Source organism: Nitrosomonas sp. (assembly GCF_040240425.1).
Classification (GTDB): Bacteria; Pseudomonadota; Gammaproteobacteria; order Burkholderiales; family Nitrosomonadaceae; genus Nitrosomonas.
This window is the reverse complement of record NZ_QPHG01000043.1, coordinates 1-25128: the sequence shown is the minus strand read 5'-3', so window position 1 is coordinate 25128 and position 25128 is coordinate 1. Positions and strand designations below refer to the sequence as shown.

Below are 25128 nucleotides of genomic sequence, written 5' to 3'. Positions count from 1 at the left end.
ATAAGTTGCCTGAACTTTGCTTCTCTGATTCGAGAACGAAAATAGTATCTGTTTTTGGCATTCATCTCAGAAAGTTAGCACACTTTAGTAAGTGCTTAACTTCCTAAGACCCTTTTCTTAAATTGAAATTCTTTTTATCGAAGATAAAATAGAGTTACACCAGCATTACCAAAAACGTGACAAATAATGCTATAATTATGACAGGAATGACAAACCCCATCCAATCGGATGATGTTCCTTGTGGACTGTTTTTTATCCTTTCCCGGGCTACTGGAAATAAAATAATAATGAATGCAAGTAATGCTAAGGCAGAAATAATTTCCATCCACTCCATAATTGCTCCCGATTTAATTACACGCTCACCCCAAAACAAAGCCCCGGCTAAACCGGGGCTTCAAATGCCTCAAACAGCACGCTTAGGAATTAATCATCGTTGCTCATAATTCCCAATATTTGCAGCAGACTGATGAAGATATTAAAAATTGTCATGTACAGTCCAATCGTTGCCAGCACATAATTGGTTTCGCCACCATGAATAATGCGGCTGGTATCGTGCAGAATAAAACCGCTCATTATCATGATGACAACAGCGGAAATCATTAATGACATGGCCGGTATCTGCAGAAAAATATTAGCCAGCGCTGCCAACAATACCAACAGGAAGCCCACCATCAGGAATCCACCCAAAAAGCTGAAGTCTTTTTTTGTAGCCAATGCATACGCGGATAATCCCATAAATATAACCCCCGTACCGCCTAACGACAAAGTAATGATATTTCCGCCATTAGGCAAAGATGCATACATGCTCAGCACTGGACCTAGCCCAAATCCCAGCATTCCAGTTATCAAAAAAACGATTCCGATACCTGCTGGTGAATTGGCAAAACGGGGCAAGACAAACATGGCGATTACCATACCGCCAATAACAGAAATTAAATAGGTCATCGGTGGCGTATTCATCAACATTGAAAGCGCAGCGGTAAATCCGCTGAACAGCAATGTCATGGATAAAAGCAAATAGGTATTACGTAACACTTTATTTGTTGCAATCGCAGACGTAGATCTTTGCGAAACTGTCGAGTAATTTTGATTCATTTAAATAGTCTCCCTTGTGAAATTCATACCAAACTATCCTCTAACGACCGCTATGACTACTATATCCAGAATATAGTTCAAACTATCATAGCATGGATTATGTCAATCTTTTAATTACATTATTCCTACTTGGCTTTTGCTAAAGTAAAGTTATAAACAAGAAAAAATCCGCCACGTTCAATCAAAGTAATATTCAAACTGACAAGGCCCGCATCAAATTTGGCTATGCCAGAATAATTGATCCGTTTTTCACCCACCAGCGAGAATGCGCTCACCGTACGCGAAAAATTAAGTTCCTGAATGGATTGAAATCGGCCAAAACCGCGATACAGTTTTAACAACTCATCCAATTGCTCGTCATTGATTGTTTGCTTGGCTTCCGGCGCCAAGTGAAGCAGCAATTTTTGTTTTTCCCAACTGGAAATCTCAGTGAGAATCTGAGCAACGGCCGGTTCCGCAGCCTTAGTGTAGTAGCTTTTTTCACGATCAGTATAAAAATACAGCATGACAACCGATGTCAACAAAAGAGCGACGATAATGCGTAATGTATGGATTTGCATAAATTTTGAGATACTAAAACAAATAACTATGAATTATCTTCTTCCCACAGATCGTTACTGAACCCATCTCTGGGCAAAGTGATACCAAAATGCTGATACGTAGCCGCTGTTGCCATCCGTCCTCTCGGCGTCCGTTTCAGGAACCCCTGCTGGATCAAATAAGGTTCCAATACATCCTCAATCGTATCCCTTTCTTCACTGATCGCTGCAGCGAGATTATCAACGCCAACCGGCCCACCGCTAAATTTCTCCAGCACCGCCAACAATAATTTCCGATCCATGATATCCAGGCCTATGGCGTCCACATCCAGCATGCTTAAGGCCGCATCCGCCACTACACGTGTAACATGCCCATCGGCTTTGACTTCAGCATAATCACGCACCCGGCGCAACAATCGATTCACTATCCGTGGCGTGCCGCGCGCGCGGCGTGCAATTTCAAACGCGCCATCCGGAGATATTTTCACGTTCAACAATCTTGCGGAACGGCTCACAATTTTGCTCAGCTCTTCCGGAGTATAAAACTCCAGTCGGGAAACGATGCCAAAACGATCACGTAACGGATTAGTCAGCATACCGGCGCGCGTCGTTGCACCTACCAGGGTGAACGGCGGCAAATCCAACTTAACCGACCGTGCCGCCGGTCCCTCACCGATCATGATATCCAACTGATAATCTTCTAGCGCCGGATACAGAATTTCCTCTACCATCGGCGATAAGCGGTGAATCTCATCGATAAACAATACATCATTGGGCTCCAGGTTGGTCAGCAAAGCGGCTAAATCACCCGGCCGCTCCAGAACCGGACCGGAAGTTTGCCGCAGATTCACACCCATTTCCCTGGCGATAATGTGTGCAAGAGTGGTTTTACCCAAACCCGGAGGACCGAATAACAACACATGATCAAGCGCCTCGCGCCGCTTCCTGGCTGCTTCAATAAAAATCAGCAACTGCCCGCGTATTTTTTCCTGGCCAACATATTCCTCCAGTTGCTTCGGGCGTAACGCGCGCTCCAGAATTTCTTCCTGCGATGATGAAGTAATTGCGGTAACCAGTCGATCCGTCTCGATCATTCACTACTCCTCATTCAGTCGGCTACCTTTCCTTCGATAATAACTGCAATGCTTGGCGTATACCTTCCGATACCGTTGCTGTTGAAGAGATCTGCTTGATCGCCCAGCCTGCCTCACGATCATTATAACCCAGAGATAACAATGCATTGAGTATGTCACTATCCTGCGTGGGTGCAGCGTGGATTTGGTCCGGACTGATCGCGGCGGAATCCAGTTTATCGCGCAATTCCAGCAACAAACGTTCCGCCGTTTTTTTGCCGATGCCTGGCACTTTGATTAGCCGTGCACTATCCTGTGCACCAACGGCACGGTGCAAATCCGGCACGCTCAGTCCCGATAAAATTGCTAATGCGGTTCTTGCGCCTACACCCGAAATTTTTATCAGCTGACGAAAAGTTTGCCGCTCTGATTCTGTTGCAAAGCCGAATAACAAATGCAAATCTTCCCGTATCACCAGATGGGTATACAACGTTACTTGTGCGCCAAGCGCCGGAAGCTCATAAAAAGTACTCATCGGTACGTCGATCTCGTACCCGACTCCTTGCACATCCAGTAAAACCTGCGGCGGATGTTTTTCCAGCAATACACCAGTTAATCGCCCGATCACACCAAACGCCCCCGTTTCATGCGGTAACCTGTTGTCGCAATTCTCCCCAAACCAAGCCCGCCATGCGCATGACAGATCGCGCAAGCCAAGGCGTCCGCGGCATCGGCACTCGGGCTGCCGGACAATCTGAGCAAACGCACCACCATCTCCTGCACTTGGTTTTTTTTTGCATGCCCATTCCCGACCACGGCTTGTTTTATTTGCAACGCGGTATACTCTGACACCGTTAAATTATTCATGACGGCGGCACAAATAGCTGCGCCACGCGCCTGACCGAGCAATAAGGTAGTTTTAGGATTGATATTGACGAAAACTTGTTCGATGGCGACATGCTCGGGTTGATACTGAGCAATGACTTCACTCAAGTTACTCAGAATTAACTTCAAACGGGAAGGCAATTCACCTGCCAAAGTCTTAACGCTGCCGCTACTGACATAGGTTAGATTACTCCCGCTTTTATCAATCACACCAAAACCAGTAATACGTAAACCCGGATCTATGCCAAGAATGCGGATTTTATCACCTGCTGATCGACGGAATTTCTATTCATCAAGTACGACCGTAGTGTAAACATTTTGCACATCATCAAGATTTTCCAAGGCGTCCAGTAGTTTCTGCATTTTTACTGCATCATCGCCCGTTAAAACAGCTTCATTACCGGGTTTCATAGTGACTTCCGCCAGCTCAGCTTTAAATCCGGCTTTTTCCAACGCTACCTTTACATTGATAAATTCGTAAGGCGCTGTAATCACTTCGATACTGCCGTCTTCATTGCTGATCACATCTTCTGCACCGGCTTCCACTGCGGCTTCAATCAGTTTATCTTCATCGGTTTCCGGAGCGAAAATCAACTGCCCGCAATGTTTGAATAAGAAACTGACGGATCCATCCGTACCTAGATTTCCGCCATATTTGGTAAATGCATGCCGCACATCGGCCACGGTGCGGACACGGTTATCGGTCATACAATCCACCATGACGGCGGCACCCGCGATCCCATAGCCCTCGTAACGGATTTCTTCATAATCGACGCCATCCAGCGCGCCGCTACCGCGCTTAATTGCACGTTCGACATTATCCTTGGGCATATTCTGATCGTATGCTTTGTCCACCGCCAGACGTAAGCGCGGATTGATGTCTGGATCGCCGCCACCCATGCGGGCAGCAACGGTTATCTCCTTGATTAGCCGCGTAAACACTTTACCCCGCTTGGCATCTTGCGCAGCTTTTTTATGCTTGATATTAGCCCACTTACTATGACCCGCCATTTGTATATACCTTTTGTTTAAGTGTTTTTATATTACCACCCTGCATCCCTTGGATAAAGTATCAAACTTCATGAACAATGAAAGAAGAAAGAGCAGCTCAGTGGTATATATACAGTCTTATTGAAAAAGATCCAGCGTACGCAATAGCAATTTTTATTCAACCGTCACTGCTTTTGCCAGATTTCGCGGTTTATCGACATCCGTGCCTTTCACCAAGGCAACATGATACGCCAGTAACTGCAGCGGTATGGTATGCAATATCGGACTCAGCAAACCGGCATGTTCCGATAAACGAATGACATGTTCATTTTCACTCTGCGCAATCTGTGAATCCGCATCTGCGAATACATATAACTCGCCACCTCTGGCATGCACTTCCTGCAAATTCGATTTGAGTTTTCCTAGCAACTGATCGTTTGGCGCTATCGCAACGACTGGCATTTCATCATCTACCAAGGCCAGCGGCCCATGCTTCAGTTCTCCGGCCGCATAGGCTTCCGCATGGATATACGAAATTTCCTTGAGTTTTAGAGCCCCTTCCATGGCAATCGGATAATGAACGCCCCGCCCGAGAAATAATGCGTGGCGTTTCTGCGCAAAACTTTCCGCCCAAATACGCACTTGCGGCTCGACTTGCAGCGCATGCTGCAAAGCCATCGGTAAATGACGCAGCGTCATGATCATTTGTTGCTCATCTTGCACGGATAATTTATGGCGCATTTTTGCCAACGTTACTGTCAGCAGCAACAACGAAGCTAATTGCGTAGTAAATGCCTTGGTCGATGCCACACCGATCTCGGGTCCGGCACGCGTAAGAAAGCGCAGGTCAGTTTGACGTATTAACGCGCTTTCCGGCACATTGCAAATCGCCAGACTATATTGATGACCTAGTTTCTTGGCGTAATTGAGCGCCGCCAACGTATCTGCGGTCTCACCCGATTGCGAAATACCAACCACTAACGTATGGGGATCTGCAATCGGATCGCGATAGCGATATTCGCTGGCAATCTCAACGTTGCACGGAAGACCAGCCACGGTTTCCAGCCAATAGCGCGCAACCAGTCCGGCATGATAGCTGGTCCCGCAAGCCAGAATGAGAATACTCTTGGTTTGGGAAAATACTTTTTCGGCCTCGCTGCCAAACAAATTGGGCGAAATAGATTGCGCATTGAAGACCATTTCCAGGGTGTTCGCCACCGCACTCGGTTGCTCGAAAATTTCTTTCTGCATGTAATGGGTATAAGGCCCGAGCTCGATCGCTACGCTGGAGAGATTGCTCTCGTGTACTGTCCGTTTGACTTCCCTGATAGAGTTACCCTGCAGACAATTCACAATTCGATACCCATCGCGAGTCAGTTCGGCCACGTCACCTTCTTCCAGGTAAATCATATTCCGGGTCGCTTTTAATAACGCAGAAGCATCAGAAGCAGCATAATTGCCGCTTTCACCCAATCCCAGGAGCAATGGAGCGCCATTACGCGCCACCACAATTCTTTCTGGCCGGGCTTCTTCCATAACTGCGATCGCGTATGCGCCTTGCAGTTCGTCAATAGAAGTGCAGACTGCGGTTAACAAATCGTCGGTATGCTTGAGATTAAACGCAATGAGATGCGCAATGACTTCCGTATCGGTGTCGGAAATAAACTCATACCCTTCAGCTTGCAAGCGCTTACGCATGACTTCATGATTCTCAATGATGCCATTATGTACAATGGCTATCCGTACCGATGAATCTGGCATTCCGGAAAAATGGGGGTGTGCATTGCGCTCGGAAGGTGCGCCATGCGTTGCCCAGCGGGTGTGGGCAATACCGGCAAAGCCGTGGGTATTTTTTTGGTGAGCCAGTTTCTGCAACTCGGTTACACGGCCTGTTGTTCGCAATCTTTGCAGACCGTTGCAGGTAACGACAAGTCCGGCGGAATCATACCCGCGGTACTCCAGGTGTAATAATCCATCCAGCAATACCGGAACAACATTGTTATTAGCCACTGCACCAACTATTCCACACATAGCGCATTCTCCTCACAACTTTAGCTAAATGAACGATACTGCATAGACTTTTACTATGCCTTTGATTTTTGCGGGCGCTTCCATCCAGTAATGCTGACTTGCTTTGATCTGGACAAGGTAAGCTGATTCTCCGGAGTTTCTTTCGTGATAGTCGATCCGGCACCAATAGTCGATCCTTTCGAAATCTTAACGGGCGCAATCAACTGTGTATCGGATCCGATGAACACATCATCTTCAATGACGGTTCGATATTTGTTTGCGCCATCATAATTACAAGTAATTGTTCCAGCGCCAATATTGACATTTTCTCCTACTGTAGAATCACCAATGTAACTTAAGTGATTCACTTTACTTCCCGCAGCAATCTGACTATTTTTGACTTCGACAAAATTTCCGATGTGCACTTTCTGTGCCAACCTCGTCCCTGGCCGGATGCGCGCATAAGGACCAATCTTGCTATCTGCTCCGATTTCGGCATCTTCGAGCAGGCTGAAGGGATGAATAATACTCCCCGACGCAACCGCTACATTTCTTAATATGCAATGGGCGCCTACCCGGACGAAATCGCCCAACTTAACGGTTCCTTCAAAAATACAGTTAACATCAATTTCAACATCAGAACCGCAACTCAGCTCACCGCGTATGTCTATCCGATTGGGATCTAGTAAGCTAACCCCCTCTTCCAATAGCATCTCAGCACGGTTTTTTTGGTGAACACGCTCAAGTTCCGCCAGCTGATGCTTGTTATTAACGCCCATGACTTCCCAGAAATTACCCGCTTGTGTCGATGCGACATGTATACCATCTTTTACCGCCATCGCAATGATGTCGGTCAAATAATATTCGCGCTGTGTGTTTTTGTTCTCAAGCTTTGGCAGCCATTGATGCAAATGCTGATCGGGTATGAGCATTATGCCGGTATTAATCTCACAGATACTCTGCTGTTCTGCAGTGGCATCTTTTTGTTCAACGATTGCAACCACCTCTCCGCTTTCCCGGTCACGCAAAATCCTGCCGTAGCCAAAAGGATCGTCGATTGTTGCTGTTAATAGCGCACAATTCTTTTCTTCAGCCGCTGTGATTAATTGTTGCAAGGTTTGAATCCGTACCAATGGCACATCACCATACAAAACCAGCGTGATTCCATCGGTATTCAATTGCGGTAAAGCCTGCATGAGCGCGTGCCCGGTACCTAATTGCTGCCTTTGCAAAACCCAGTTCAAATCATCGCCGGTGATTGACTGTTTTACTTGGTCGCTACCATAGCCTACAACAACACAGATTTTGTCAGGCGAGAGCATGCGCGCTGTGTTAATGACATGCATTAACAGTGGCCATCCCGCCAAAGTATGCAGCACCTTGGGAAGAGTTGATTGCATACGCTTTCCGGCACCGGCTGCCAGTATCACTACATTAAGCTTGGACACGATAATCTGCTTTTGAAATGAAGTTTTTGATGGATCTTATCTAAATGCGCAATGATTGAACAACAAATGCAGTCAAATCTCCTCGACCATTTGACGCAATCCAGCGCATTGTTTTTTACCGTTTACAACCCAGTCATTGTAACCAGATCAATGCTAGAGAAACAGATACAAAAAAGGCGACTTATGTCGCCTTTTTCATCATTAGAACTTATGAATCACAATCAATGACCGCGTTTTCTCAGCTTATCAATCGCTGCTAATTGCGCCATGGCTTCTATCAACTCGGCTTGCGCTTTAGCGTAATCCAGTTCGGATTCTCGATTCTTCATTGCTTCCTCAGCAGCTCGCTTCGCTTCGATCGCTTTAACTTCATCAAGATCGTGACTCCGCACTGCGGTATCCGCTAATATCGTCACCACATCAGGCTGAACTTCCAGCATTCCACCCGATACATAGATTAACTCTTCTTCTTTAAGTTGTGCCTTGATTCGCACCATTCCGGATTTGATTCTTGTCAGCATCGGTGTATGGCGCGGATAAATACCTACCTCACCCATTTGGGCCGGTGCCACCAAAAATTCGACCGGGCCGGAATAAATAGATTCTTCAGCACTAACGATATCAAGATGAAATATGGTACCCATGACTATTTCCTCTTGGTTTATTGAAGTGTTTTCGCTTTCTCAACAGCTTCTTCGATACTGCCTACCATATAGAATGCTTGTTCTGGTAAATCATCATACTCACCTTCAACAATTCCCTTAAAGCCTTTAATCGTATCTTTAAGAGAAACATATTTTCCTGGTGAGCCAGTAAATACCTCAGCTACGTTAAACGGTTGCGATAAGAACCGTTGAATCTTACGTGCCCGGCTAACTGCAAGTTTATCTTCAGGGGATAGTTCATCCATTCCCAGAATCGCGATAATGTCTCGCAACTCTTTATAGCGTTGCAATGTTTGCTGAACAGCACGAGCCGTATTGTAGTGATCCTCGCCAACAACCTGTGGATCTAACTGACGCGATGTGGAGTCCAGTGGATCGACAGCTGGATAAATTCCCAATGATGCGATATCACGCGACAACACAACGGTTGCATCCAAGTGTCCAAATGTTGTTGCTGGAGACGGGTCGGTCAAGTCATCCGCTGGCACATAAACTGCCTGAATAGAGGTAATTGAACCTGTTTTAGTCGATGTGATACGCTCTTGCAATCGTCCCATTTCTTCCGCCAGCGTCGGTTGATACCCCACTGCAGATGGCATACGTCCTAGCAAAGCTGAAACTTCGGTTCCTGCCAATGTATAACGGTAGATATTATCAACGAAGAACAAGACATCCTTACCCTCGTCACGGAATGACTCTGCCATTGTCAATCCGGTTAGCGCAACGCGGAGACGGTTTCCGGGCGGCTCATTCATTTGTCCATAAACCAATGCCACTTTATCCAGAACCTTCGATTCTTTCATCTCATGATAAAAGTCATTTCCTTCGCGCGTACGCTCTCCCACACCAGCAAATACGGAATATCCACTATGCTCGATCGCAATATTGCGAATCAATTCCATCATATTAACTGTTTTACCGACACCTGCACCGCCAAATAATCCTACCTTACCGCCTTTTGCAAACGGGCAGATCAGGTCAATCACTTTAATGCCGGTTTCGAGTAATTCCGTTGATGCCGACAGTTCATCAAACGCAGGTGCTTCACGATGAATCGACATTTGTTGATCAGCACCAATATCGCCCATTTCATCTATGGGACGTCCCAAAACATCCATAATTCTTCCCAGGGTTTTGGTTCCGACAGGCACGGTAATCTGTTTACCGGTATTTTGCACTATCATGCCACGGCGCAATCCGTCTGAAGATCCCAATGCAATAGTGCGCACTACGCCATCACCAAGCTGCTGCTGAACTTCCAGCGTAAGCTCGGAACCTTCCATAATTAATGCATCATATACTTTTGGCAGAGAATCGCGCGAAAACTCCACATCAATCACTGCACCAATACACTGAACAATTTTTCCTTGACTCATCGTTGTTCCCTTGACTCTATATTCAAAAATGTTTTAAACAGCTGCAGCACCACCGACGATTTCGGATAGCTCTTTCGTAATTGCCGCTTGTCGAGACTTGTTATAAATTAATGTCAATTCATCAATGACATTGCCCGCATTGTCTGATGCAGCTTTCATCGCCACCATCCTGGCAGATTGCTCCGAAGCCATATTTTCTGCTACTGCTTGATATATCAAAGCTTCTACATAGCGCACCATAATATCGTCAATGACAGGCTTTGCTTCCGGCTCGTAAATATAGTCCCAAGTCGCTTTAGATTTAACACTATCTTGTTCGCTACTTTGCATGCGATCATCAGTCAACGGAAGCAATTGTTCCATAACAGGTTCTTGCTTCATGGTATTGATAAAGCGATTATAGAAAATGTACACGCGATCAAATTTGTCTTGCGTATAGCCATCAAGAACCACTTTTACGGCACCGATGAGTCTTGATATATCAGGAGTATCACCCAGGCTTACTACTTGCGAAGTGACACTTGCTCCAACTCTGCTCATGAAACCTAAACCTTTGTTACCGATACAGCAGACTTCGATTTGTTCTCCTTCTGCTTGCCAGGTCTTCATTTGATTTAGAGCTTTGCGTAAGACATTGGTATTTAACCCTCCGCAAAGACCTTTATCCGAAGTCACGATAACGATACCAATTCGTTTCACGGTATCACGTGCAATCAAAAAAGGATGCCGATATTCGGTATTTGCCCGACTCATATGAGCAGCTACATTTCGTATCTTCTCACCATAAGGACGGGCTTTCTTCATACGATCCTGAGCTTTACGCATTTTCGATGCCGCGACCATTTCCATTGCGCGCGTAATCTTCTGTGTATTTTTTACACTCTTTATCTTATTGCGGATTTCTCTGCTGCCGGCCATTTGCTTAATAGGTTCCGTTTTGCTTGAATTCTTGAATCGCAGCTGTCAATTCTTTTTCTGTTTCAGCATTGAGTTCTTTACTCTTCTCAATTTTGTCAAGAATTGCAGCATGCTGACCGCGTATATAATTTTTTAGCGCAGATTCAAATGCAAGTGCTCTATTTACTTCCACATCATCAAAGTAACCATTATTGATTGCGAATAGTGTAAGCGCCATCTCTGATACACTGAGTGTTGCATACTGAGGCTGCTTCATCAATTCTGTAGCCATCTTGCCGCGCTCAAGCTGTTTACGAGTCGCTTCATCCAAGTCCGATGCAAATTGCGCGAAAGCTGCCAATTCACGATATTGCGCCAATGCCAGCCGTATACCACCGCCTAATTTTTTGATGACCTTCGTTTGAGCTGCACCGCCCACACGAGAAACCGACACCCCTGCATTAATAGCGGGACGTATACCGGCATTGAACAGATCTGTTTCAAGAAATATCTGTCCGTCGGTAATTGAAATTACGTTCGTTGGCACAAAAGCTGTCACGTCACCGGCTTGTGTCTCGATAATCGGTAGCGCTGTCAAAGAACCTGTTTTACCTTTTACCGCACCATTTGTTGCTTTTTCAACATAGGCCGCGCTCACCCTCGCCGCCCTTTCCAGCAAACGCGAATGGAGATAAAACACATCACCCGGATAGGCTTCGCGACCTGGTGGCCGACGTAACAGCAAAGATATTTGACGATAAGCCCAAGCTTGCTTAGTTAAATCATCGTATACGATTAATGCGTCCTGACCTTTATCACGGAAATATTCTCCCATCGTACATCCAGAATAAGGCGCGATAAATTGCATTGCCGCTGACTCTGATGCTGTTGCAGCTACAACAATGGTATATTCCATGGCGCCATGTTCTTCCAGCTTGCGCACCACGTTAGCGATCGATGATGCTTTCTGTCCGATTGCCACATAAATACACAGCATGTTCTGGCCTTTTTGATTGAGAATCGCATCAATCGCTACCGCAGTTTTACCTGTCTGACGATCACCGATAATCAACTCACGCTGCCCACGCCCAACTGGAACCATCGAATCAACAGACTTCAGTCCGGTTTGCACGGGCTGATCTACCGATTGCCGCCAGATTACACCCGGTGCAATTTTTTCAATTGGCTCAGATTTCGCCGCTGTAATCGGGCCCTTACCATCAATCGGTTGCCCCAGTGCATTCACCACGCGCCCCAGCAAGCCTTCACCTACGGGTACCTCTAAAATACGGCCAGTGCATTTGACTGTATCACCTTCGCATATGTGCTCATACGAACCCATAATAACTGCGCCCACGGAATCACGTTCTAGATTCAACGCCAAACCGAAAGTATTGCCAGGAAATTCCAACATCTCACCTTGCATCACGTCGGATAAACCGTGTATACGAACAATACCGTCTGTTACAGAAACAATCGTTCCTTGCGTACGAACCTCTGCCGTATCAACAAGTCCTTCTATCCTTTTTTTAATCAGCTCACTGATTTCGGATGGGTTTAACTGCATTTCATTTAACTCCTAGCTTTTAAGGGCAATGGCCATAGCTTCAAGCTTACCCCGTACCGAGGCATCTAGAATCTCATCACCAATCTCAACTTTAATACCACCAATTAACTCTGGATCAACACTTACTTGAGCCTCTATTTTGCGCTTGAATTTTTGTTCCAGATCTTCAACTAATTTTTTTAGTTGCTTGCTTTCCAACGCGAAAGCACTGGCAATTTTTGCTTCCAGAACACCCTCATGTTGCGCCTTCAACTGCTCAAATAACTGACTAATCTGCGGTAATATTGATATCCGTTTATTCTCTGCCAGCAGCATCACTAGATTACGAGCTTCGGAATTAAATTTACTCTTCCCGATCTCTAGAAATATTTCGCCAAGTTGTTTTGCTGAAATTATTGGATTACCGATCAGTGATCTCATATCATTATCTTCAGCAATCATTCCAGCTAGCTGCAATATTTTTGACCACTGCGACAAACTCTCGTTAGCAACAGCATGCTTATATACTGCTTCCGCATAGGGTCGCGCAACTGTAATCGCTTCAGCCATTATTTCAAATCTTCCTCAATTGCAATCAATATATCCGCATGCGCTTTAGCATCAACTTCCCGGCGTAATATTTTCTCTGCACCAGCAATTGCCAACTGAGCTGCATGCTGACGCAACGCTTCTTTTGCGCTGAATACTTCATGCGAAATATCCGCTTTGGCACCCGTTATAATGCGATCGCCTTCTTCTTTTGCGGTTCGCTTAGCTTCCTCGACGATTTCGGTAGCTCGTTTTTCAGCTTGCAGAATAATTTCTGAAGCACGTTGTTTCGCTTCTCTCAACACATCAGATGAGCGTTGACTGGCCAGCTCCAATTCATGACGGCCACGCTCTCCGGCAGCCAAACCATCGGCTATCGTTTTTTGACGCTCTTCTATCGCACGCAGGAGTGGCGGCCACACAAACTTGACCGTGAACCAAATAAATACCGAAAAGGCTATCGCCTGAGAAATTAAAGTAAAGTTAATATTCATGACAAGCCTGTAATTTCTGATCTAAACAACAACAGCATTGTTATTGAATCACTGCCAACAATGGGTTTCCAAATGCAAACAGCATAGCCAGACCAACAGCAATAATGAAAGACGCATCAGTTAAACCAAGCAAAAGAAACACTTTACCTTGCAGAGTCGGTATCATTTCCGGTTGACGTGCCGCACCTTCAAGAAAACGGCTACACATAACACCCACACCAATACATGCGCCTGCTGCACCAAGTCCGATCATCAAACCAATACCTATTCCGGTATACGCCTGAATCATTGCTAAAAACTGCAAATTCTCCATTTTAATTTCCTTTTTTAAGATTAATAATATGTTACTAGATGAGCTTATAAAATTTACTTTAGTGAGATTCGTGCGCCATTGATATATAAACCACTGTCAGCATCATAAAAATAAATGCTTGCAAGGTAACGATCAATATATGAAATATTGCCCAACCAGCCCCTAAAATCGAACCAAAAATTGTACCCGACACACCCGTAGCTGCCCACATACCCAACAGCAGAAAAATTATCTCGCCTGCATAAATATTCCCGAAAAGCCGTAGCGAATGAGACAAAGGCTTGGATACATACTCGATAAAATTAAACAACAAATTCAATATCCAGAGCAACGGATTTTTACCAAATGGCGTACAGAACAGCTCATGCATCCACCCGCCGAATCCCTTGACCTTGAGATTAAAGAAAATCATTAAAAACCATATTGAAAGAGCCATCGCAAAAGTCGTATTGACATCCGTTGTAGGCACAATCTTCCAATTATGCAATCCGAATACATTTTCCGTAACCCACGCCATAATATCGATTGGCAGTATATCCATGGCATTCATCATCAGAACCCATATGAATACAGTCAATGCCAAAGGCGCAACCAGCACATGCCGATTACCATGAAATGTATTTTTTACTTCGTTATCAATAAACTCAACCGCAAGCTCAACGAATGCTTGGCTTTTAGAAGGCACACCGGGCGTAGCTTTACGCACAATTAACCAAATAAAACCGAAACTGATAACACCGAGGATTATGGATGTGATCAAAGTATCAACATGCAACACCCAAAAAGAACCTTCACTGACTTGCGTTGTTAAATAGGTTAGATGATGATCAATATATGATGTTGGAGTAAGTTCTGTTCCCGATGCCATGCGTGCCTACTTTACTTTTATAAATTTATCTTACTTTGTATCGTCTGATACCAACAATGCCATGCTATAAGCTAAAACTGTCAGGATAAATGCTCCGATAAACGCGAACGCATTTAGATTTTCATAAAATTTAAACACTACCCATAACAAGCTTACAGTCAATATTATTTTTACTGATTCTGCTCTTAGTGCCGTTCTAACCGTTTCTCCTGCGGTATAACCTTTGTGATGAGAAACGATGATTGCATACGCTGCCGAGGAAATCACACTTACGCTCCCTCCCAACGCCGCTGAAATCGCACTTTGCATGCCAAGAAAAACACCTACGGCAACTGCTACCACCAGTGTTATCAGCAACTGCACGCGCAAAACAATCTTGAGCGGCCTATTCTTAATCCAAGACATGTTCACCACCTGCCCTTGGAAAGACAGCTTTACCCGTACTTAAAAAAGCCGTGACTATAGCTTAATTACCCACCCCAGTCAATGCGAAATTCCAGTTAACCAACATTCTAGAATCTTTCAAAGTCTTTCAAAAACAGCAGCAATCCCTTGTCCGCCGCCGATGCACATTGTAACTAGCGCATATCGCCCGCCACAACGTTGCAGCTCGTAAATCGCCTTGATTACCAAAACACTTCCCGTTGCACCGATCGGGTGACCCAACGCCACAGCACCACCATTCGGATTGGTTTTTTCCGGATCAAACTGCAATTCCTTTGCTACTGCGCATGCTTGCACAGCAAACGCCTCATTGGATTCAATGACATCGATATCCGATATCTTAAGCCCAGCACGCCGCAACGCATTCTGAACTGCGGGAATTGGACCAATGCCCATAAATTTAGGATCAACACCGGCATGACCATACGAAACCAGCCGCGCCATCGGAGTGAGGTTACGCTTCTGCGCTACGTCACTCTCCATCAACACCAATGCCGCTGCGCAATCGTTAATGCCGGAAGCGTTACCGGCCGTCACCGTGCCGTTTTTCTGAAAAACCGGACGTAATTTCGCCAAGCTTTCAATACTCGTATTTTCACGCGGATGTTCATCAGTATCGAAAATAACGGTTTTTTTATGTTCAATCACTTCCACAGGCAGTATCTGCTCTTTGAAATAACCATTTTTTATCGCCCAAAGCGCACGCCGATGACTTTCCACGGCAAATGCATCCTGCGCTTCCCGGCTAATCTGCCACTTGGCAGCAATATTTTCCGCTGTAATTCCCATATGCACAGTATCGAAGGGATCGGTTAACGCACCCACCATCATGTCCACAGTACCGCCATCGTTCATGCGTTGCCCCCAACGCAGTGCTGGCAATAAATAACCGCCACGGCTCATGGATTCGGCTCCGCCCGCAATGGCCACATCGGTATCATTAAGCAATATATTCTGACTGGCTGAAATAATGGCCTGCAGGCCGCTTCCGCACAGCCGGTTTACCGTCAGCGCCGCAGTATGGTGCGGCAAACTGCCGTTGATGCCAGCCACGCGCGCTAAATACATATCGCGCGTCTCACCGTGTATGACGTTGCCAAAAACCAGGTGCCCGGCTTCATTAGGATCAATCCTGGCGCGCAACACTGCTTCACGAACCACTTTCGCCGCCAGATCAACGGGCGCAACCTGTTTGAGCGCGCCACCGTAATCGCCTATCGCCGTACGCACACCGCTTAAAATCACAACCTCACGCATGGATTTCCCTCTGCGGATGGTAATGGTAAACCGGCGCGCAACAAACCCCGCAAATTGCATTGCAAATCAACATTTCTCCAATAACTCTTCTAACGCGGTTATCACCCGCTGGGATTCATTTTGCATTTCTACCAGCAACTCAGTAGCTTCGCTGAGCTGATTCTTATCACCATATTCTTCCAATTGGCGGCAAATATCAGCAAGTAATTCGGCGCCGATATTTGATGCGCTGGACTTGAAAGTATGTGCCGCTCTGACCAATGCATCGCTATCCGCAGCTTGAATAGCATGCTCAATCCGTATCTGAAATGCAGGTGCAGACGACAAATAAATGGTGATCAGTTTTTTTATAAACCCGGCTCCACCCTCGGGATCCATTTGTCGCCAGGTATTGAGTTTATCTAAATTGAGAACTGGATCGCTCATCGGTTCTTTGGGCTGTCTAAATGAAGCCGCTTATTGAATTACGCGGCACTGCCGGCATGATTTACCGTAGTAGCGAGAAGATTAAGCTTATCAATGCACTGTAATCAACCATGAAGTCAGAAGTCTTCATGCACAGTCAGGCAATCACTGAGCAGACTATCTGTTAAAACAGAATCACCCGCTCAGTTGATCCGGTTGCTTATTTCTTCACGAAATCAACCAGCTTCTGATATGTAAACAAATAATCCTGCGCTTGCAGCGGTGTATGGCATTGCACACAGTTCAAATCGTTGCTTTTAGCGGTGCCATCGGGATTGTAAAGAGCGAATCCCCAATCTCCGGTGCGATTTTCCTTTGGAAAGGCGGCATCCCAATTACTCCTGTTTTCCATCACCGCAACCGCAGCCAGCGAATCGATCTCGAAGAGTCCGTCGCTACCGGCAACAGGCTTACCATCCGCGCCTTTTTTAGGGGTATAGATTTCCATTACCACAACGCCACCGGGAGCACTCTTATTTCCTTGCTTATAGCCGGAAATCGCAGCCTCGTTGGCATACAACTTGGCCACCTGGGTTTGATTCGCACGATTCATGGTGCCGTATTGCGTGAAAGTTTTGCTATAGCCTTCAGGAAACTTAACGTGTTCAGGATCTCCGCCAGCGTAGGCATACACCGAGGTTATCGCAAATACAGCAGCCATTGCTTTCAACGTATATTTCATGTTCTCTCTCCTTTTTAGAATATTCCTGGATAAAACAAGGTTTGGATCGCTATCATACCGTATTGCGCGAAGAAAATTGCTGGCATGAAAAATGTCTTCTATTGAGCAAGATCCAGAACCAATTGGATAGACAAATAAATAACCAGCCACGCAACCGCCAAATGGATCGTAAAACTAACCGGCTTCTCTTTAACCGCATCAAAGAAGGTTTTATTTTTCCCCTCTTGCTTGAGACGAGCATATTCCGCCCGCATTCTGATCGTCCGCTCCTTTTGATAAGCATCCAGCAGCTCGCGTGCCTGTTCAAACTGGCCGTCCTCTTTGAGCCATATCGCCGGCATCGATACCCCCCAATTTCCCGCCGAAGTTTCATAAAAGTCAATCGCATGGCTGGCTAATAATTCGCGCACATCGTGTACTTCATCATCGGGAACATCATTTAACCTGAATATAATTTTTGCCATGAATAGTCTTCGATTATGTTATTTTCTGTTGTGAAAAGCTTATCATCCGCAATTGATGCTATCGCTGCACTGAATCCGGTGTCAAGCTTCAGAAAATAGAAATACCCATTACAAGTTGATCTGAATAAATGAAAAAAACCATATTAATCACAGGATGTTCCAGCGGAATCGGCTATTGCGCCGCCAAGGGATTGCAGGAACGCGGTTACCGCGTATTTGCCACAGCCAGAAAACGCTCTAGCGTAGAAAAACTGCTGGCCGAAGGATTGGAAAGCTTCCGTCTGGATTTAAACGATTCCAATTCGATTCATTTTGCTTTTGAAGAAGCTATGCGCCGCACCGGCGGTGAATTGTATGCGCTATTCAACAATGGCGCTTACGGCTTGCCGGGTGCTGTCGAAGACTTGAACCGTGACGCCCTGCGCGCGCAATTCGAAACCAATGTGTTCGGCTGGCAGGAATTAACCAATCTTGTGATACCGGTCATGCGCCGCCAAGGATGCGGACGGATCATCCAAAATAGTTCGGTGCTCGGCTTCGTCGCCCTGCCTTTCCGCGGCGCTTACAATGCTTCCAAATATGCCATCGAAGGATTGAGCGACACGCTGCGGCTGGAACTCAAGGGCAGCAATGTATATGTCAGTCTGATCGAACCGGGGCCGATCGCCAGCCAGTTTCGCACGAACGCCGTCCAAGCACTGCAAAAATACATCGACATTGAAAACAGCTTTCACCGGGAGAAGTACCAAGGTGTGCTAAGCCGTCTGAACAAACCGGGACCGGCCGTTCCCTTCACGCTGCCGCCCGAGGCGGTACTCAAGCGTGTGATTCACGCGCTGGAAGCAGAAAAACCCCAAGCGCGTTACTATGTGACCGTTCCCACGTACCTGTTCGGCATCCTCAAACGCATTCTCAGCACGCGCGCGCTGGATGTCTTATTGGCAAAATCCGGGAATAACAACTAGCAGGCGGAATCAAGCCTGAGGAATCAAGGTTTGGCCGTGGTAGCCACACATGACTCCACGATTTTCCAGGCAATATTGGCGAAGAATGGATCACCGCGCAAGGATGCGGTAACTTTCGCATCATCCGCTTGCTGCAGCAGCAAAGCGAAAGCATAAACCGGCTTGTCATTGTCATTACGTTGCGCGGCGGACTGAATTTCCAGCGCCGGATTGCCATAAATCAAAATCGCATCGGGATTTGAAGGCGCATAAGTCGCGATGGCGTTGCGTAGATACCGGGTATCGTAGGCATGAATCTCCGACGCATGCATATCTGGATATTGGCGGTTTTTGAATTGCAGCGGCCGCAAGAACGACCGCCCGTCGGATTGTAATTTTGCCACCACGCACGCTGCGAGCGCGGCATGTTCTCCGGCAAATTGTTCCTCGTTGCGTTGTGCTTTATCAGCCGCCCCGTTCAGATTCGCGCATGCCGTCAGGACAAATGCGGTTAAAACGGCAATCCATCGCTGCATGGCAACACCCCCGGAGATCAGCTTGCTATCGATTGAAGCGCGGCTGAATGGTTACAAAATCTTATCCACCAAAATAAACATAGGGTTTCATCGGTTCAGCGGCTTCCTTAAAACGCTTACGCTCTTCCAAGTTCTGTTTTTTATCCCACCATACGCTCCGCGCAGCCAAGCGTTTTTCTTCCACTTGCGGATTCTTTTCCAGAAATTCACGCATAAATTTGGTGTGTTCAGATTCGTAGTTATAATCCATGACTTACCTCGTGCCCTAAAAATTACAAAAAACGAACTTTAGCACAGACCTGATTTTCGATACAGCCCCGGCATCTATCTTCCAGTCCGCACGCAAACAAACCGCCGCAGTGTATCGTGATAAAATAACGGCCTACGGTCAATCCCACATTAAACCAACCCTCACTTTTCCTGATGCTTGTTCTCGGTATTGAAACTTCCTGCGATGAAACCGGAATCGCGCTCTTTGACACAGAGCGCGGCCTACTGAGTCATACGCTCTACTCGCAAATCGCGATGCACAGCGAATACGGCGGCGTGGTCCCGGAACTGGCGTCGCGAGACCATATCCGGCGCGTGCTCCCTTTGATCCGGCAAGCATTGCACTCAGCCCGATGCGAACTGCGCGATATCAACGCCATCGCCTACACGCAAGGCCCCGGTTTGGCCGGTGCGCTATTGGTCGGCGCTAGCATCGGCGCAGCGATGAGTTTTGCGTTGAACATTCCGGCGCTCGGCATCCATCATTTGGAAGGCCATCTGCTGTCGCCGTTGCTATCGACCCCGGCGCCACGCTTCCCATTCATCGCACTGTTGGTATCGGGTGGACATACGCAGTTAATGCAAGTCGATGCCGTCGGCCATTACAAATTATTGGGTGAAACCGTCGACGACGCCGCCGGTGAAGCGTTCGACAAAACCGCCAAGCTATTGGGATTAGGCTATCCCGGCGGCGCAGCATTATCGCAGCTCGCCCGGCAAGGACGGCCCGGGAAATTCAAACTGCCGCGCCCCATGCTTAACAGCGGCGATCTGAATTTCAGTTTCAGCGGACTGAAAACCGCGGTGCTGACTGTGATCAACAAACAGGAAATCACCGATCAAATCCGCGCCGATATCGCACTGGCGTTTCAAGAAGCCGTAGTGGATGTGCTGACGGAAAAATCGTTGATGGCGTTAAGTCAAACCGGGCTGAAGCAACTGGTAGTAGCCGGAGGTGTCGGCGCGAACGAACAACTGCGTCGCAATCTCAGCGGCAAAGCCGCAACCAAAGGCGCCACAGTGTTTTATCCGGAACTGGAATTCTGTACCGACAATGGCGCGATGATTGCGTTTGCCGGTGCCCTGCGGCTGCAAGCAATGCCGGAATCCGCCCGGCAACCGGCACACAGCTTTACCGTTAATGCACGCTGGAATTTGGAGATGCTGGAAACGCCGGAAGCCGATTAAACCCCGGGTTCCTTTTTCTCGCCAATCCGCCCTTCCTTACCCGCCAGCAGATTAACGATGTTCGATTGATGTCGCCAGATCAACAGCAATGACATCGCCGAAACCGCCAAGGTGCTGACTTCAAAACCGAGCAGAGCGATACCATACAGCGGCGCTAACACCGCCGCAATCAAAGCGGACAGCGACGAAATACGCCAAGTGAACGCAACCGCCAACCAAGTCGCCATCGCCAGCAATCCCAGCCACACATTCAAACCGAGCAACACACCGACCGCCGTCGCCACACCTTTGCCGCCTTGGAAACGCAAGAAAACCGGGAACACGTGCCCGAGAAACACCACCAACGCCGCCACGGCGGCCGCTTCATCTCCCAAACCCCACTGCGGCGCATAAGTTTGCGCCAGAAATACCGCCAGCCAGCCTTTCCCGGCATCGCCGAGCAAGGTCAGTACCGCCGCAGCTTTCTTGCCGCTACGCAGCACATTGGTCGCGCCTGGGTTTTTGGAACCGTAGGTGCGCGGATCGGGCAATTTAAAAATCCAACTGGAAATCAGCGCAAACGACACGGAGCCCAGCAAATAAGCCAGCACGGCAAACAACAATAATGTCATCGGATTAGCATCACCTGGAAAAAATAGACTAGAATCCGGTATCGCCCGCTCGCAAAAGCTTCCGGCCATACCCGAACAATCCGCACATTTTAGCGCTTAATCATCAATGGATATTATTTTTCTGCACGACTTCAAAGCCAAAACGCTGATCGGCGTATACCCATGGGAGCGCATTGTGCCGCAAACCATCCAGCTCGACCTGGAAATCGCCCTGCCCAGCAGCCGCGCCTGCCAGACCGATAACATCGACGACGCGCTCGATTACGCGCTGATCGTCGACCGCATCAACGACATTCTCACCAACAAACACTTTTCGCTGCTGGAAGCGCTGGCCGAACATATTGCGCAAACTATTTTGACCGACTTTCACGCGCCGTGGGTCAAAGTTAGTATTGCGAAGCTGGGGATTATTCGTGGGGTAAAAAAACTCGGTGTATGCATTGAACGAGGAAAAATAATCGATAGAAAATTTACCATCAACTGTGATCAATGATGACAAAGCTTACTGTAATTAGAAGCATTAAAGCTTCAAGATTCAAACGGAACAAAAAGTGAACCCAAGAAAAAGTGGTAATTTCGATACCCCTCAAAGCACATGCTTACTCTAGAGAACCACTGAACAAATCCCGAAGTTTGTTGAGATAATAGATTTTATTGACGACCTTTTAAATACGCCATGTCACACAAAACGAGCTTTGCCGATCTTGATTACAATCATAAGAAACGCCGGACACGGCGGGAGGTTTTCTTAAGCGAGATGGAAGGGGTAATACCCTGGCAAGTGTTGCTGTCGCAGATTGAACCTCATTACGGTGGATTCAACCGGTCGTCGCAACACTAGGTTGTTGAATAGATTTTAGATAATCGTTTAGTGCTTCTGCTGGTGTTTTCCATCCAAGTGTTTTCCGAGGCCTGGTGTTCAGCGTATGAGCTACTGCCTGGATCTCTTTAGCACTCCAGCGAGATAGATCGGTGCCTTTTGGAAAGCATTGCCGCAGAAGACCGTTGGTGTTCTCATTGGTGTCGCGCTGCCATGGGCTATTTGGGTCAGCAAAGAACACCTTAACACCAGATTCGATCGTAAATCGGGCGTGATCCGATAGTTCCTTTCCACGATCCCAAGTTAATGATTGCCACAACTGGGTGGGTAGGCTCGTTACTGTCTTTTTCAGTGCATTAGTCATAGTACAGCTCCGTAGCCAGCAAATGCGGGGCCATTCTTCGTTCTGGGAGTCAGCCCATAGCCTTTCTCGCGTGGCAGATGGGTAAGCATGGTAAATCGGCTTGAGCGCTCGACCAACGTCCCGATTGCGGATCGATTCAGACCGATGATCAGGTCACCTTCCCAATGCCCAGGTAAAGCACGGTCTTCCACCTCCGCAGGGCGACTGGAGATCATAACATCCTTGCTAACATGAGCCCATACTTTAGCCTGTGCCCTGGCTCTCGGTACGCGCAACGCTCGCCCCGTGCGCAGACAACTCACCAACTCGCGTTTGAGAGCACCTCGACCTTGAATGTAAAGCGCCTGATAGATGGCTTCGTGAGAGATGCGCATGGATTTGTCCTCCGGGAAATCGAGTAGTAACCGATTAGCAATCTGTTCAGGCGACCAGCCTTTGACCCATTTACGGTCACCACGATGTGGCTTATTTCGTCCTATGAACGGCGCCTGTTGAGATCCCACAATTTTACGCCCATCAGCGCCATGAATCTTCCCTTCCAAGCAGTCTTGAACATATTGGCGCAATCGCGGGTTTGTCACGAGTTTCGCCGTTTTCGGTCGCTTGGCAACCAGTTCCGCCTTCCACTGTGCGACTGAAGCGCGATACTCAAGCCGACCGCCGCGAGTCGCAGCATTGCGAGTCAGCTCCCGTGAAATTGTCGACGGACTTCGCCCAAGGCGGCGAGCAATCTCACGCACGCCAACACTTTGCGCTCGCAGCAGTCCAATCTCTTCTCGCTCAGCAAATGACAAGTATCTTTCGGATATGGATTAGACATGAATAATGGCATCCCTCCACGATAACGGAACCAGCGTGAGCCCACCGCTGACGATACACCAACAGCCTCTGCCGCTTTCTCGCTTGTTATCCCGGTTGCAATCTGCTCCCAAAATAACCGCTCAATCTCGTTGCGAAGTGACGGCGCACCTGGCGAGCGCATCGCCCCTCTCTTCGTCAACTTTTGCATCCATCCTGCTGGTCGTCCCATAAACACCTCCATAATCAAATGTGTTGCGACAAACGGTTGAATCCACTTTGACTGCCTTGACCACTGTGGTGAATCACTTTGCCCGGTTTGCGGGTGATTAATGCCATGCTCAGGGCACTGATCACCAGGTTTGCTGTCATGGTTTCACCGAAAGACCAACCCACCACCTTACGGCTGAATACATCGATGACCACGGCTAAGTACAAAAATCCTGCCCAGGTGGGAATATACGTCATGTCCGCAACCCATAGTTGATTGATGCTGGTTGCTTTCAGATGACGTTGCACCAGATCCAGAGCAGGCCGATCATGCCAGCTCCGTTGAGTTGTGATTACAAAACCACGTCTACGGCTCACTCCCTTAATCCCTGCTTCACGCATCAACCTGCCCACGCGCTTGTGATTGACCTTGATACCAAGATCGGCCAGTTCAACGGTAATGCGCGGGCGGCCATACGTACCATTACTTGTGCGGTATATAGCCATGATCTGCTCGATCAATTGGCAGTTGGCAATGACCCGCTGACCAGGCGTGCGTTTAATCCAGTCATAGTAACCGCTGTGCGATACACCCAATGTTTCACATAGTCTACGAGCCGGAAATTGTGCCCGGTTTGCCTTGATAAGTTGGTACACCTTTCCAATCAATCTTTGTTGTTTGCAAACCAGGCCGTAGCCTTTGCCAATAGGTCACGCTCCATCTCCACACGCTTGAGCTTCTTGCGCAATTCCAGCAGCTCCTGCCGCTCGTTGCTATTCAAGGAAACACCCCTCAAGACCGAAGCCGGGACAATTACCTGGTTTGATCCATAGGGCACGCCCGCGGCACGACACCATGATTATATCGAAGTATAGTGGCAACCAAATTCCTTCGATAATTGCTTCGGACATTTGCCCAATGCTACCAATTCCACCATCTGCTGGCGAAACTCCGCCGGCTAGGCTGGCTTGTAGTTTTGTGTCATCTTATTTCTCCTTTAAACAGAACTTAATGTGTCCGTTCAAAGAGGGCAACTCCATTCAGATGGCACGATCTGCGCCATTCATGCGTAAGCTGGCTAGCACAGCAAGATACACCCATGAATGTGTTGCAGGAACTCGGTGATTGGGAATCGGATGAGATGATAAGTGTGTATGCGCAGCTATCAAAACTGCAACTCATGCAGCATGCAGAGCTTGTTTCTAATCCCCTAGGGAACCGCTGAACAAATCCCGAGGTTTGTTGAGATAATAGATTTATTAACGACCTTCTAAATACGCCATGCCACACCAAACGAGTTTTGCCGATCTTGATTACAGTCACAAG

Annotated in this window: 29 protein-coding genes and 3 pseudogenes; 5 read left to right on the top strand and 27 right to left on the bottom strand. The window is 47.4% G+C overall.

The annotated features are described in order from the left end of the window. Positions 1-154: 154 nt before the first annotated feature. From DU481_RS13420 to DU481_RS13315, 22 genes are all read right to left on the bottom strand, one after another. A complete protein-coding gene (locus DU481_RS13420) occupies positions 155-334 on the bottom strand; it encodes a hypothetical protein (protein WP_350135348.1) in 180 nt (59 codons plus the stop codon). 89 nt (positions 335-423) lie between these two features. Then, a complete protein-coding gene (locus DU481_RS13415) occupies positions 424-1095 on the bottom strand; it encodes a Bax inhibitor-1/YccA family protein (RefSeq protein ID WP_350135346.1) in 672 nt (223 codons plus the stop codon). 125 nt (positions 1096-1220) lie between these two features. Then, entirely contained in the window at positions 1221-1655 is a 435-nt protein-coding gene (locus DU481_RS13410; protein WP_350135344.1) for a hypothetical protein, read from the bottom strand. A gap of 26 nt (positions 1656-1681) precedes the next feature. Next, positions 1682-2728, bottom strand: a complete 1047-nt coding sequence (gene ruvB, locus DU481_RS13405) for a Holliday junction branch migration DNA helicase RuvB (RefSeq protein ID WP_350135343.1) — start codon at positions 2726-2728, stop codon at positions 1682-1684. Between the two features lie 22 nt (positions 2729-2750). Then, the gene (gene ruvA / locus DU481_RS13400; protein WP_350135341.1) at positions 2751-3335 is read right to left on the bottom strand and encodes a Holliday junction branch migration protein RuvA; all 585 of its coding nucleotides are present in this window, start codon (positions 3333-3335) and stop codon (positions 2751-2753) included. Then, entirely contained in the window at positions 3332-3850 is a 519-nt protein-coding gene (gene ruvC / locus DU481_RS13395; protein ID WP_350135351.1) for a crossover junction endodeoxyribonuclease RuvC, read from the bottom strand. The genes ruvA and ruvC overlap by 4 nt, the downstream gene beginning before the upstream one ends. Before the next feature lie 27 nt (positions 3851-3877). Next, entirely contained in the window at positions 3878-4603 is a 726-nt protein-coding gene (locus tag DU481_RS13390) for a YebC/PmpR family DNA-binding transcriptional regulator (RefSeq protein WP_350135339.1), read from the bottom strand. A 153-nt stretch (positions 4604-4756) separates the two neighbouring features. Beyond that, positions 4757-6613, bottom strand: coding sequence for a glutamine--fructose-6-phosphate transaminase (isomerizing) (glmS, locus tag DU481_RS13385; protein ID WP_350135337.1), 1857 nt, complete (start codon positions 6611-6613; stop codon positions 4757-4759). Positions 6614-6666: 53 nt separating this feature from the next. After that, complete coding sequence (gene glmU, locus DU481_RS13380) at positions 6667-8040, bottom strand: bifunctional UDP-N-acetylglucosamine diphosphorylase/glucosamine-1-phosphate N-acetyltransferase GlmU (RefSeq protein WP_350135335.1); 1374 nt, start codon at positions 8038-8040, stop codon at positions 6667-6669. Between the two features lie 221 nt (positions 8041-8261). After that, a complete protein-coding gene (locus DU481_RS13375; protein ID WP_090317753.1) occupies positions 8262-8684 on the bottom strand; it encodes a F0F1 ATP synthase subunit epsilon in 423 nt (140 codons plus the stop codon). 17 nt (positions 8685-8701) lie between these two features. Continuing rightward, positions 8702-10081: a F0F1 ATP synthase subunit beta gene (gene atpD, locus DU481_RS13370; protein ID WP_090317756.1), complete on the bottom strand. Its 1380-nt coding sequence runs from the start codon at positions 10079-10081 to the stop codon at positions 8702-8704. Positions 10082-10114: 33 nt separating this feature from the next. Beyond that, positions 10115-10999, bottom strand: coding sequence for a F0F1 ATP synthase subunit gamma (atpG, locus tag DU481_RS13365; RefSeq protein ID WP_350135333.1), 885 nt, complete (start codon positions 10997-10999; stop codon positions 10115-10117). Between the two features lie 4 nt (positions 11000-11003). After that, entirely contained in the window at positions 11004-12545 is a 1542-nt protein-coding gene (gene atpA / locus DU481_RS13360) for a F0F1 ATP synthase subunit alpha (protein ID WP_121166184.1), read from the bottom strand. Between the two features lie 12 nt (positions 12546-12557). Beyond that, a complete protein-coding gene (locus tag DU481_RS13355) occupies positions 12558-13094 on the bottom strand; it encodes a F0F1 ATP synthase subunit delta (RefSeq protein ID WP_350135331.1) in 537 nt (178 codons plus the stop codon). After that, positions 13094-13567: a F0F1 ATP synthase subunit B gene (locus tag DU481_RS13350; protein WP_090317766.1), complete on the bottom strand. Its 474-nt coding sequence runs from the start codon at positions 13565-13567 to the stop codon at positions 13094-13096. Before DU481_RS13350 ends, DU481_RS13355 begins: the two co-directional genes overlap by 1 nt. A gap of 40 nt (positions 13568-13607) precedes the next feature. After that, entirely contained in the window at positions 13608-13880 is a 273-nt protein-coding gene (atpE, locus tag DU481_RS13345) for a F0F1 ATP synthase subunit C (RefSeq protein WP_046848906.1), read from the bottom strand. A gap of 58 nt (positions 13881-13938) precedes the next feature. Beyond that, complete coding sequence (gene atpB / locus DU481_RS13340; protein ID WP_090317768.1) at positions 13939-14748, bottom strand: F0F1 ATP synthase subunit A; 810 nt, start codon at positions 14746-14748, stop codon at positions 13939-13941. Positions 14749-14778: 30 nt separating this feature from the next. Beyond that, positions 14779-15153: an ATP synthase subunit I gene (locus tag DU481_RS13335; RefSeq protein WP_350135329.1), complete on the bottom strand. Its 375-nt coding sequence runs from the start codon at positions 15151-15153 to the stop codon at positions 14779-14781. 117 nt (positions 15154-15270) lie between these two features. Continuing rightward, complete coding sequence (locus DU481_RS13330; RefSeq protein WP_350135327.1) at positions 15271-16449, bottom strand: acetyl-CoA C-acyltransferase family protein; 1179 nt, start codon at positions 16447-16449, stop codon at positions 15271-15273. Between the two features lie 66 nt (positions 16450-16515). Beyond that, entirely contained in the window at positions 16516-16875 is a 360-nt protein-coding gene (locus DU481_RS13325; protein ID WP_350135326.1) for an Hpt domain-containing protein, read from the bottom strand. A 199-nt stretch (positions 16876-17074) separates the two neighbouring features. After that, positions 17075-17596, bottom strand: a complete 522-nt coding sequence (locus tag DU481_RS13320) for a cytochrome P460 family protein (RefSeq protein ID WP_350135324.1) — start codon at positions 17594-17596, stop codon at positions 17075-17077. 98 nt (positions 17597-17694) lie between these two features. After that, the gene (locus DU481_RS13315; protein WP_350135322.1) at positions 17695-18060 is read right to left on the bottom strand and encodes a DUF6164 family protein; all 366 of its coding nucleotides are present in this window, start codon (positions 18058-18060) and stop codon (positions 17695-17697) included. A 128-nt stretch (positions 18061-18188) separates the two neighbouring features. On the opposite strand from DU481_RS13315, the gene DU481_RS13310 reads away from it, so the two are divergent. Then, complete coding sequence (locus DU481_RS13310; protein ID WP_350135321.1) at positions 18189-19025, top strand: SDR family oxidoreductase; 837 nt, start codon at positions 18189-18191, stop codon at positions 19023-19025. 23 nt (positions 19026-19048) lie between these two features. On the opposite strand, the gene DU481_RS13305 is transcribed toward DU481_RS13310, so the two are convergent. Then, on the bottom strand, positions 19049-19540 hold the full coding sequence (locus DU481_RS13305) for a hypothetical protein (protein WP_350135319.1): 492 nt from the start codon (positions 19538-19540) through the stop codon (positions 19049-19051). Between the two features lie 61 nt (positions 19541-19601). Further along, positions 19602-19790, bottom strand: coding sequence for a DUF3460 family protein (locus tag DU481_RS13300; RefSeq protein WP_090317792.1), 189 nt, complete (start codon positions 19788-19790; stop codon positions 19602-19604). Positions 19791-19963: 173 nt separating this feature from the next. Here DU481_RS13300 and tsaD point away from each other — a divergent pair, with 173 nt between their 5' ends. Further along, entirely contained in the window at positions 19964-20998 is a 1035-nt protein-coding gene (gene tsaD / locus DU481_RS13295) for a tRNA (adenosine(37)-N6)-threonylcarbamoyltransferase complex transferase subunit TsaD (protein WP_350135317.1), read from the top strand. On the opposite strand, the gene plsY is transcribed toward tsaD, so the two are convergent. Beyond that, the gene (gene plsY / locus DU481_RS13290) at positions 20995-21609 is read right to left on the bottom strand and encodes a glycerol-3-phosphate 1-O-acyltransferase PlsY (RefSeq protein WP_350135349.1); all 615 of its coding nucleotides are present in this window, start codon (positions 21607-21609) and stop codon (positions 20995-20997) included. The genes tsaD and plsY overlap by 4 nt on opposite strands. A 106-nt stretch (positions 21610-21715) precedes the next feature. On the opposite strand from plsY, the gene DU481_RS13285 reads away from it, so the two are divergent. Beyond that, complete coding sequence (locus tag DU481_RS13285) at positions 21716-22102, top strand: dihydroneopterin aldolase (protein ID WP_350135315.1); 387 nt, start codon at positions 21716-21718, stop codon at positions 22100-22102. 183 nt (positions 22103-22285) lie between these two features. Continuing rightward, positions 22286-22420: pseudogene (locus tag DU481_RS13280) on the top strand (IS5/IS1182 family transposase); the annotation flags it as partial. A 7-nt stretch (positions 22421-22427) separates the two neighbouring features. Here the strand turns inward: DU481_RS13280 and DU481_RS13275 are convergent. Continuing rightward, a pseudogene (locus DU481_RS13275) lies at positions 22428-23802 on the bottom strand (IS30 family transposase). A gap of 35 nt (positions 23803-23837) precedes the next feature. After that, positions 23838-24458, bottom strand: coding sequence for an IS3 family transposase (locus tag DU481_RS13270; protein WP_350135313.1), 621 nt, complete (start codon positions 24456-24458; stop codon positions 23838-23840). 380 nt (positions 24459-24838) lie between these two features. Between DU481_RS13270 and DU481_RS13265 the strand changes: the two are divergent. Continuing rightward, positions 24839-25027, top strand: a pseudogene (locus DU481_RS13265) (tyrosine-type recombinase/integrase); the annotation flags it as partial. Positions 25028-25128 lie beyond the last annotated feature (101 nt).

What these genes read in the sequence shown, in the direction of transcription:
- atpE (WP_046848906.1), bottom strand. Translation starts at nt 13,880, where the DNA reads ATGGAGAATTTGCAGTTTTTAGCAATGATTCAGGCGTATACCGGAATA.
- DU481_RS13325 (WP_350135326.1), bottom strand. Translation starts at nt 16,875, where the DNA reads ATGAGCGATCCAGTTCTCAATTTAGATAAACTCAATACCTGGCGACAA.
- DU481_RS13410 (WP_350135344.1), bottom strand. Translation starts at nt 1,655, where the DNA reads ATGCAAATCCATACATTACGCATTATCGTCGCTCTTTTGTTGACATCG.
- DU481_RS13350 (WP_090317766.1), bottom strand. Translation starts at nt 13,567, where the DNA reads ATGAATATTAACTTTACTTTAATTTCTCAGGCGATAGCCTTTTCGGTA.
- DU481_RS13320 (WP_350135324.1), bottom strand. Translation starts at nt 17,596, where the DNA reads ATGAAATATACGTTGAAAGCAATGGCTGCTGTATTTGCGATAACCTCG.
- DU481_RS13390 (WP_350135339.1), bottom strand. Translation starts at nt 4,603, where the DNA reads ATGGCGGGTCATAGTAAGTGGGCTAATATCAAGCATAAAAAAGCTGCG.
- DU481_RS13375 (WP_090317753.1), bottom strand. Translation starts at nt 8,684, where the DNA reads ATGGGTACCATATTTCATCTTGATATCGTTAGTGCTGAAGAATCTATT.
- DU481_RS13330 (WP_350135327.1), bottom strand. Translation starts at nt 16,449, where the DNA reads ATGCGTGAGGTTGTGATTTTAAGCGGTGTGCGTACGGCGATAGGCGAT.
- tsaD (WP_350135317.1), top strand. Translation starts at nt 19,964, where the DNA reads ATGCTTGTTCTCGGTATTGAAACTTCCTGCGATGAAACCGGAATCGCG.
- plsY (WP_350135349.1), bottom strand. Translation starts at nt 21,609, where the DNA reads ATGACATTATTGTTGTTTGCCGTGCTGGCTTATTTGCTGGGCTCCGTG.
- DU481_RS13285 (WP_350135315.1), top strand. Translation starts at nt 21,716, where the DNA reads ATGGATATTATTTTTCTGCACGACTTCAAAGCCAAAACGCTGATCGGC.
- DU481_RS13420 (WP_350135348.1), bottom strand. Translation starts at nt 334, where the DNA reads ATGGAGTGGATGGAAATTATTTCTGCCTTAGCATTACTTGCATTCATT.
- atpD (WP_090317756.1), bottom strand. Translation starts at nt 10,081, where the DNA reads ATGAGTCAAGGAAAAATTGTTCAGTGTATTGGTGCAGTGATTGATGTG.
- DU481_RS13300 (WP_090317792.1), bottom strand. Translation starts at nt 19,790, where the DNA reads ATGGATTATAACTACGAATCTGAACACACCAAATTTATGCGTGAATTT.
- atpB (WP_090317768.1), bottom strand. Translation starts at nt 14,748, where the DNA reads ATGGCATCGGGAACAGAACTTACTCCAACATCATATATTGATCATCAT.
- DU481_RS13335 (WP_350135329.1), bottom strand. Translation starts at nt 15,153, where the DNA reads ATGTCTTGGATTAAGAATAGGCCGCTCAAGATTGTTTTGCGCGTGCAG.
- DU481_RS13315 (WP_350135322.1), bottom strand. Translation starts at nt 18,060, where the DNA reads ATGGCAAAAATTATATTCAGGTTAAATGATGTTCCCGATGATGAAGTA.
- DU481_RS13310 (WP_350135321.1), top strand. Translation starts at nt 18,189, where the DNA reads ATGAAAAAAACCATATTAATCACAGGATGTTCCAGCGGAATCGGCTAT.
- ruvB (WP_350135343.1), bottom strand. Translation starts at nt 2,728, where the DNA reads ATGATCGAGACGGATCGACTGGTTACCGCAATTACTTCATCATCGCAG.
- glmS (WP_350135337.1), bottom strand. Translation starts at nt 6,613, where the DNA reads ATGTGTGGAATAGTTGGTGCAGTGGCTAATAACAATGTTGTTCCGGTA.
- DU481_RS13415 (WP_350135346.1), bottom strand. Translation starts at nt 1,095, where the DNA reads ATGAATCAAAATTACTCGACAGTTTCGCAAAGATCTACGTCTGCGATT.
- DU481_RS13355 (WP_350135331.1), bottom strand. Translation starts at nt 13,094, where the DNA reads ATGGCTGAAGCGATTACAGTTGCGCGACCCTATGCGGAAGCAGTATAT.
- atpG (WP_350135333.1), bottom strand. Translation starts at nt 10,999, where the DNA reads ATGGCCGGCAGCAGAGAAATCCGCAATAAGATAAAGAGTGTAAAAAAT.
- DU481_RS13305 (WP_350135319.1), bottom strand. Translation starts at nt 19,540, where the DNA reads ATGCAGCGATGGATTGCCGTTTTAACCGCATTTGTCCTGACGGCATGC.
- atpA (WP_121166184.1), bottom strand. Translation starts at nt 12,545, where the DNA reads ATGCAGTTAAACCCATCCGAAATCAGTGAGCTGATTAAAAAAAGGATA.